The following is a 7,639-nucleotide window of genomic DNA, read 5'->3' as shown; positions in this document are numbered from 1 at the left end:
ACCAGGCGAGACAGCAGACAACATGCTCACCAGCCGGGCATTCGGCGGGCTCGCCAAACTCCTGGAAGCTCTCCGCGCGCACGACACGCGGATCGTGGAGACCCTCGCGGAACAACAGGCCCCCAGCCGTGCTCCCAAGCGGCGCGAGTTCGGCAGTGAAGGCGATGAGCACAGAGCAGCATGGCAGGGCATCAGCGGTCCGGCCAAGGCCCTGCTGAAGTTCTCCACACCCCGCGACCCTGCGCACCTGGCGGCGTTCATCAACCTGCGCGTCCTCAACCCCGAACACGAACACTGGCGGCGCGGGATAGAAGCCGCCGTCATCTACAACCGGCTGCACGCCGACCTGCGCGTGCCATTCACCTACCGCGTCCCAGCCGTCGACGACCCGGAAGCGGAAACCGAGGGGTGGCCCGCCTCGCTCGCCAACTTCCCCCTCGGGCAGTGGACCGCCGACGCCCGCCGCTTCTACGCCCGCGGGAACATGGACGAGGACCGCGTCCAGCAGCTGGAGAAGCTCGGCATGATCTGGTCCCACTTCGACATCGCCTGGGAAGAAGGCCTGACCGCCGCCCGCGGATGGGCGACCGAACATGGACACCTCCTGGCGCCGCTGGACGCCGCCCACCAGGGCTACAAAGTCGGCATCTGGCTGAAGAACGCCCGCGCCGCCGCCCGGCGCACCCAGGACCTCGAACAGCGCCAGGCCGAAGGACAGCCGGTGGAATCGTGGGCCGGCGCACTGTCGCCGGAACGGCGTGAGCAGCTGGAGGAGATCGACGCCTCATGGTGCCCGGCCTGGCCCGTGGAGTGGCAGCGGGCGTTCCACCTCACCCGGCTGCACCTGGACGACGGCGGCAAGCTGCCGACCGAGCAGGGTGACGTCCTGCGCCAGGGCGAGGACCTCGGGCGGTGGGTGCGCGCCCAGCGTCTGGGCTGGGACAAGCTCACCGGCGTACAGCAGTGGATGCTGGAACAGGTCCTCGGGATCACACCCGCAACCGAGGACGAGAAGCCGACCCCGCGCCGCACCCAGGCCGACAAGTGGACCGCCAATCTCGCGGCCGCCCGGCAGTTCTTCGAACGCGAGGGCCATCTGAAGGTCCCACGCAAGCACATCGAGACCGTGCTCTCCGATGACGGGTGGGAGCTCCAGTTCCGCCTGGGAGCATGGGTCAGCAACCAGCGGAGCAGGGCCGCCACGCTGACGCCGGAGCGGGTGGAGCAGCTGTCCAAGGTCGGGATGCGATGGTCGTGATGGGCGCCGTCGTCACCGCGGCCGCCGCGCTCGCGGCCGGCTATCTGCTCGGACGCCTTCGCCCCTGGCGGCGAGCGGGCGACTGGGCAGCCGATCAGGTCCGCTTCACCGGGCCGTGGGTCCAGGGCGGCTTCGGCCGCCAGGCCGTCGTCGTCCTGGACCCACGCTCTCACCGCGCCGCGCACCAGCTGGCGCATCATGCCCGCCCCCGACACGCGGTGCCAGCGCCCGGGCGCGAACCGGGCTGGATCGCCAACCGCTCCCGGAGAGAGCACGAGTAGACGGTAGGTCTCCGACTCCCTTACTGGCGTTCGACCCGCTAGAGGACTTTGACAGAGCAAGGCCCGGACCAGGTGTCCGGGCCTTCGTCGTGCCCGGGATCTTTCCTTCCGGTCGCTGCTGTCCGGGTGCTGGCTTTGGGCCCTACGGGGTGAAGAAGCCGATCCCGCCAGGACGAGACACAAGCACCGGAGTCCTGCCGCTGTCCCGCTCGCTCACCCCGAACTCACCCCGAAGGCAGTACCGACGGACTCGCCGGTGACACCTCAGGCGTTGCCGCGTTCGGGCCACAGCTTCCCGAACTCGCCTACTTCCTCCGGGGTGAGGTGGCTGGGGCCCAGGATCTTCACCAGTGTGGTGTCCCAGGGCCGTTTGCCGCTGTAGTTCGGAGTCAGCATGACGCCGACGCTGCACAGCGAATCCGGGCGCCCGGTACGTTCGCCGACCTGATGGTGGCGCAGCATGACGAAGTTGCCGAACCCCGCCTCCATATACTTGTCGAAGCGTGTCGCGCATACGAAGAGCATCTGCCGGTCGCCGTCCGCCTCTTCGTGTAGCTGACGTCGAGAGCGCCATTTCACGTGGCCGTCGGGAGCCTGCTGCACGTCGTCGAGCATGTCGAGGAGCAGTTGCCCCCATTCCTCCCGCATGCCGACCGGGAGGCGGTCGAGGTCGGCGAGCACCATGAGCCGGTCGCTCTCCGAGACCGAGTCACGCAGCAGGCTGGTGGCTACGTCTTCGAGCACGGCTCGGATGACCAGGTGAGTGTTGGTCTCTCCGGCTCCGGCCGGCACTTGGGGCAGCAGGGGTGTGGAGAAGTGGCGGCCGCCGGGCCCGACGAGTTCGGTGTCGATGTGTCCGGGTGGTGCGGCGGCGTCGGCTGCGGCGAGTTCGTAGTAGCGCACCGGCTCGTCGCCGAGCGCGATGGGCGGCTCTCCGGCCGCCCGGAAGAGGTAGTCCAGCACCGCGGTGGTGGAGCGCAGCTGGTCGAAGAGGAAGTCCCAGTCTCGGCGGGTCAGTGTCAGCGCGGGCATGCCGATCGGCGCGAACGTGGGCACCGTATCGTCGGGAATGTGGTCGTGATCGAGCAGGGACACGGCCATCCACTCGTAGGCGTCGCCTGTTACCGACAGGGTTGTGCCTCGCCCGTTGACCATGTCGGCCGGCTGGAGACGCAGCATGCGCACGGTCCCCTTGGCCTGGCTCATGGCCTTCTTGGTCACCTTCTGGATCCAGGTCCGCTCCTCCGCGTCGCCCTTCGGCTTCACGGTACGGCTCTTGATCTGGACGACCGCGCCGCGCTTGCCGCTGAGCAGCAGCCGGTCGCCGAGTTCACGCTGCCCGGACCCTTTGCGGGTGAGCGCGGCCTGGAACACGAAGTCGGGCAGGCCCCACGTGGCGGCCGCCGTATGTGCGGCCTTTTCGGCTCCGATGCCTGGTTCCACGTCGGTAGGAAGAGGCATGGCCGGAGATATTCGGCGCACGTGAGTGCCTGCGGGAGTCTCGACGATCAGACTGATGGAGTCAGAGTCGTCGGTGTCGGTAAAACGCCACAGAGCGTCAGATACGGTCACAGCGCCCATTAGACGCTTTTCAGCAGCCCAAGTACGTATATTTTCAGCGGAGTGACCCAGTACTCCGGTCTGTTGCGAACCGCTCCCCTGCAAGGAGAGACGGTCTCATCCCTGATCTGTCGCATCGCGAGCCGATACGGGCTGGAAGCGAAGGTGTTGCGGTCCTGCTGGCAGTGGCGCAACTACCGTTTGGGCAGCAGCGGATCGGGGCGGGCGCCGACCTGTTCCAGCACATGCGCCGGAGCGTCGGCGATCCACTCGCCGACCGCCAGTAGCGAGGTCGCCCCGGCCAGCACCGCACACGCAGTGAGTGCGAGGACGACGGCCAGGCGGTGGCGCACCCCGCGTGGATCACGCGGGTCCGGTACCTCGGCCAACCGCTTCAGAAAGCTCGGGACCTCCTCGGATTCGACCTCGGGGTGCTCGCGGAGCTGGTCAAGGGCAGGCGGGATCAGCGATGATGCGTCGGCAGGCACGGTCTTCCACTCGGATCACGGGGCGTCGAGAACTCCATGATCTTGGAAGCCGTGCCTGTCACGTTCCGGGCCCGTCGCTGACCTGACCGACCACCACGAACCGGGCGTCACGCGACTACGCCGAAGCCCTGACTCACTGCCACCAGCCAGAACCTACTTGGCCGACCCCGACAAGACACACCGACTTGAATTACAATATCGAACAAACCATGTTGCAAGACGAGGTGAAAATACATGGACATGACACCGGCCCGACTCGCACTCGAGCAGGACGATCTCGAAGAACTACGCAACCTTCTCGACAACGGATCCGATGTCCATCAAGAGTGGAACGGATTCACGCTTCTGCATGCTGCAGTGGACGGCGAGATCGATGGTCACGTGCAGACCGGAAAACCGCTCCATGTGGACGCAACGGCTCTCCTGCTATCGAAAGGGGCCGATCCAACCCGTCCTTCACACGGAGGCAAGGGCCTATCTGCCCATCACCTGGCTTTCGTTTCAGGACATTGGCTCGCCTGCGATCTTTTTGAAGCTTGGTTGAATAGAAAATAGCAAACACCCCACCCGCCCGTACGGTCGACCAACTTTCCACCATCAACCCTGCGGGTTGGCCGCAGAGTGCCAATTGTGAAAGTTCGCCTGGCCAGACACTTTTACGGCACTCGTCAAGATAAAGGTGTACGGCCCGCTTTCTATAGCTTGAGTTCTAGCGGCAACGCCGTTCAGTTAGGCATGAAGGTCGTGCGTCAAGGCTGGTGAACGAGGCAGCGGAGCTGCTGTAGAAGAGGTCTATCACTCCAAGACACCTCACCACAGGAGCTCCGCTGTTGGAACAGGCTGCCATAACAAGGACGGTCGGGGTAGCGGCCGGAGTCAAAGGCACCTACTTGTCGGTCCACACCCGCGCGCGCCTGGACGCCGTCGCCGCCGACCTCAACGGCCGCCCACGCAAAACGCTCGACCGGGAATCCCCAACCGAGCGCCTGCATACACTACTCGCGGCCTGACTAAACCGACCACGTGTTGCGACGATCCCTAGCTAGCCTCGCGGACCCTACACTTTCACCCTTCAGTTACTATTATTCGAATATTTGGATATTCGGCCTGAAAAGAATCCATGACTCCCCTACATGAATCGCACACATCCCTTTGCGAGTGCAGACGAATCGTTCCACTCACAGTCTCATTCGGGGGCCCCAATTCATTGGCAAGGTAATTGAATATCTTACCCTCAGAATCGGAGGCCCTGCCGTTTGGTATATATCTCTGCGGATAGCCGCTGTGAGGATCCCCGGGCGCCGGCACCATGCCGTCCCTCCTGCCACTTCCGCTCATAGAAGCCAGAATCATAGGATTCAGGCTCTCTACGTCGACTGTAGCCGCCGCCAGATTGGCATCACTCTTGAATCTCCCAGTCTTCCTCAGCGCGTCTACAACCTCCTTAGGGTCAATCCCTCGTATATGCCGCGCCAGATTCCAGGCATCCTGCAGCTTCTGGAACTTCTTACCGAGTTTACCGAAGTCGCCGAATGGGAGAATTCCAGCGATTCCTAGCGCAAGGCCTACATTATCCCCTTCATCCGCAGACCGATTGATGTCGTACGCATCGCATCCAAGGCCGGCAACGGGAATCCAACTGCAGACGCCAAGCGCAGCTTCCATAAGGAACTGCTTCGGCGAAGCTTCCGCATAGACGCCACCATAGGGACCTGGTTCGGGCACTATCCCCGGACTGGGAGAAGGAGTGGGCGAATTGCTTCCAACATCACTACCACCACCGCCACCGCCACCACCGCCACCGCCACCGCTATGAGTGCCTCCCGACGTCCCCGGGGTGGGGCTCGGTGCCGGGGCAGGGCCCCGTCGCGCCTAGGCTCGTGGTGGCCTGTGCCGTCGTCGATCCACATACCAGTGGGGTCTGCGGACGTTACAGGGTTGTTGTTGCCGTACGCGTAGCCGTTCAGGGATTGGTGCTGCGCGGGGTCCAGTACCGGGTCGACGCTGATGAACTGGCCGACGCTGGGGTCGTATTCGCGGGCGCCGATGTGGGTGAGCCCGGTGGTGGTGTCGGCGGGTTTGCCCAGGAAGGCCTTGTCGTCGGGCCAGGTCGTGGTCTTCGTGCCGCGGGGGCGCCGAAGGGGGCGGTGTAGCGCTTGGTGATGTCCTGGGTGGTGGCGTCGGTGGCGATGCTGCTGGTGCCGTGGTGGTCGGCGGCGAGGAAGCTGAGCTTGCTGCCCGCGGTGCCGACAGTTGCGGTGCGGACCGCGATGGTCTGGCCCGCCGCGCTGTAGTAGCGGGTTCCTGAGACCGTCTTGGTAGCGCCCTTGGTGGTGAGGCGTACTTCGGTGGTACCGAGGTAGAGGACGGTGTCGCCGTCTCCGGTCGCGCGGCGTATGAGGAGTTCGCCGTCGGCGTCGTAGAGATAGGTGGTGCCCAGAGCGGGCTTGGTACCTGCCGCTGGTTCGGCGGTGGAGGCGAGTTCGCCTTCGGTGTTCCAGTCCAGCGTCTGGGTGGCTTGGGTGCCGGGGCGTCCTGTGGTGTTGCCTGCCTGGTCGTAGGCGTATGTGGCGGCCTTGGCACCGGTGGTCTTGACGAGCGGGTGGGGCTGGCCGGTCGGCGTCTTGTATCCGTACGAAGTGGCGGCATCGCCCGCAGATGTGTGGACTGTTTCGGTGTCGCGTTGGCCGGCGTTGTTGTAGGTGTAGCTGGTCCAGTACGGGGCGGCGCCGTCGAGATTGGCGGTGGTACGGCCGGTGGCGGCGCAGTCGGCGGTCTTGGGGGTCCAGGCTTCGGTCAGACGCCGGTTGGCGTCGTAGGTGAAGCACTGGTTGTCGGCTTTGGTGGTGCCGCCGAGGGTGGTGGGGTCGAAGATGGACTGGACGTTGCCTGCGTCGTCCTGGGTGAAGTTGAGTTCTTGCAGCTTGTACGGGTGGGTCTGGTCCGTGACGTCGCTGCTGGTGAGGCGGCCGGTGCCTGCCTCGTATGTGTTGGCGATGTAGGTGTTCTTGGCGCCGGCGCCGAGGGCGAGCTGTTGGACCTGGCCGAGGGCGGAGTAGCTGACACCGAGGAGGTAGGTGTTGGTTCCGGAGAGTTCGGTGGTCAGGCCGACGGAGTTGTATTTCGGCTGGACGATTTCCGTGGGGAGTCCGGCGATGGCGGGTTCTTTGGTGTTGTTGATGTTGCCGTCGAGTCGGTAGTCCGTGCCGAAAGTGATCGTGGGCGGCACCACCTTGTCGCTGACCAGGGAGTCGTTGGCCGGCAGTACGACGTCGGTGCTGGTGGCTCGGCCGAGGCTGTCGTAGGCCGTGACCTGCTTGGTGTAGGCCTTGCCGGCGTGTGGTGCCGCAGGGACGGCTGGGAGTTGAGGAGACGAGAGGCGAGGGGCACGCGCACATGGTCGACACGACCGCGATAGACCTCTTCCTCGGCCTGGACCTGGGCAAAGAGTTCCACCACGCCCACGGCAGGACCGAGGACGGCAGAACCGTGCACGACAAGCGGGCTGCCCAACACCGAGCCGAAACTGCTGGAACTGTTCACGAAACTGGTGGCGAAGTTCGGCACCGTTTTGGTGATCGTGGACCAGGTCGCCAACATCGGCGCGCTGCCGTTGACGGTGGCCCGCGCGGCGGGCTGCCGGGTCGCCTACCTGCCCGGGTTGTCGATGCGCCGGGCCGCCGACCTGCACCCGGGCGAGGCCAAGACCGATGCCCGCGACGCGTTCGTGATCGCCGAGACCCCCCGGACCATGCCGCACACCCTGCGCGCGGTGGACCGCGACGATGAGGTGCTGGCCGAGCTGACCATGCTCACCGGCTACGACAACGACCTGGCCGGTGAGGTCAACCGCACCACCAACCGGCTGCGCGGCCTGCTCTCCCAGATCCATCCCTCCCTCGAGCGCGTGCTCGGCCCGCGCCTGGCCTACCCCTACGTTCAGGCCCTCCTGGCGCGGCACGGCTCCCCGGCAAAGCTGAAAAGACTCGGCCGGGCCCGCTGCGAGGCCCTGCTCAAGGCACACGGCTCGCGCAAGGCCCACCACTTCACCG

General features: G+C 65.4%; 8 protein-coding genes and 1 pseudogene. 4 read left to right on the top strand and 5 right to left on the bottom strand.

The features are described 5' to 3' along the window. Together GA0115254_RS19885 and GA0115254_RS19880 are read left to right on the top strand one after the other, a co-directional pair. A partial coding sequence (locus GA0115254_RS19885) for a helicase associated domain-containing protein (protein WP_176740201.1) occupies positions 1-1,258 on the top strand: 1,258 nt, incomplete at its 5' end. Beyond that, positions 1,249-1,539, top strand: coding sequence for a hypothetical protein (locus GA0115254_RS19880; RefSeq protein ID WP_093896633.1), 291 nt, complete (start codon positions 1,249-1,251; stop codon positions 1,537-1,539). The genes GA0115254_RS19885 and GA0115254_RS19880, both read left to right, overlap by 10 nt. A 264-nt stretch (positions 1,540-1,803) precedes the next feature. On the opposite strand, the gene GA0115254_RS19875 is transcribed toward GA0115254_RS19880, so the two are convergent. Both GA0115254_RS19875 and GA0115254_RS19870 read right to left on the bottom strand, forming a co-directional pair. Then, complete coding sequence (locus GA0115254_RS19875) at positions 1,804-2,982, bottom strand: hypothetical protein (RefSeq protein WP_093896632.1); 1,179 nt, start codon at positions 2,980-2,982, stop codon at positions 1,804-1,806. 311 nt (positions 2,983-3,293) lie between these two features. Continuing rightward, positions 3,294-3,587 (bottom strand): transposase family protein, encoded by a 294-nt coding sequence (locus GA0115254_RS19870; RefSeq protein WP_256102692.1) that lies wholly within the window; start codon positions 3,585-3,587, stop codon positions 3,294-3,296. A gap of 234 nt (positions 3,588-3,821) precedes the next feature. Between GA0115254_RS19870 and GA0115254_RS19865 the strand changes: the two genes are divergently transcribed. Continuing rightward, the gene (locus tag GA0115254_RS19865; protein ID WP_093896631.1) at positions 3,822-4,142 is read left to right on the top strand and encodes an ankyrin repeat domain-containing protein; all 321 of its coding nucleotides are present in this window, start codon (positions 3,822-3,824) and stop codon (positions 4,140-4,142) included. A 510-nt stretch (positions 4,143-4,652) separates the two neighbouring features. Here the strand turns inward: GA0115254_RS19865 and GA0115254_RS19855 are convergent. From GA0115254_RS19855 to GA0115254_RS19850, 3 genes are read right to left on the bottom strand one after another with little or no spacing between them, the layout of a single operon-like run. Then, positions 4,653-5,252 carry a deaminase domain-containing protein gene (locus tag GA0115254_RS19855; RefSeq protein WP_093896629.1) on the bottom strand — a complete coding sequence of 200 codons (600 nt, stop codon included), beginning with the start codon at positions 5,250-5,252 and terminating at the stop codon, positions 4,653-4,655. A gap of 59 nt (positions 5,253-5,311) precedes the next feature. Beyond that, entirely contained in the window at positions 5,312-5,635 is a 324-nt protein-coding gene (locus tag GA0115254_RS47675; RefSeq protein ID WP_370740905.1) for an RHS repeat-associated core domain-containing protein, read from the bottom strand. Then, positions 5,551-6,816 (bottom strand): hypothetical protein, encoded by a 1,266-nt coding sequence (locus GA0115254_RS19850; RefSeq protein ID WP_370740904.1) that lies wholly within the window; start codon positions 6,814-6,816, stop codon positions 5,551-5,553. The genes GA0115254_RS47675 and GA0115254_RS19850 overlap by 85 nt, the downstream gene beginning before the upstream one ends. A 167-nt stretch (positions 6,817-6,983) precedes the next feature. Between GA0115254_RS19850 and GA0115254_RS19845 the strand changes: the two are divergent. Then, positions 6,984-7,639 (top strand): annotated as a pseudogene (locus GA0115254_RS19845) (IS110 family transposase); the annotation flags it as partial.

Source organism: Streptomyces sp. Ncost-T10-10d (assembly GCF_900091955.1).
Classification (GTDB): domain Bacteria; phylum Actinomycetota; class Actinomycetes; order Streptomycetales; family Streptomycetaceae; genus Streptomyces.
The sequence above is the reverse complement of the archived record's forward strand: the minus strand, read 5'-3'. Positions and strand labels throughout refer to the sequence as shown.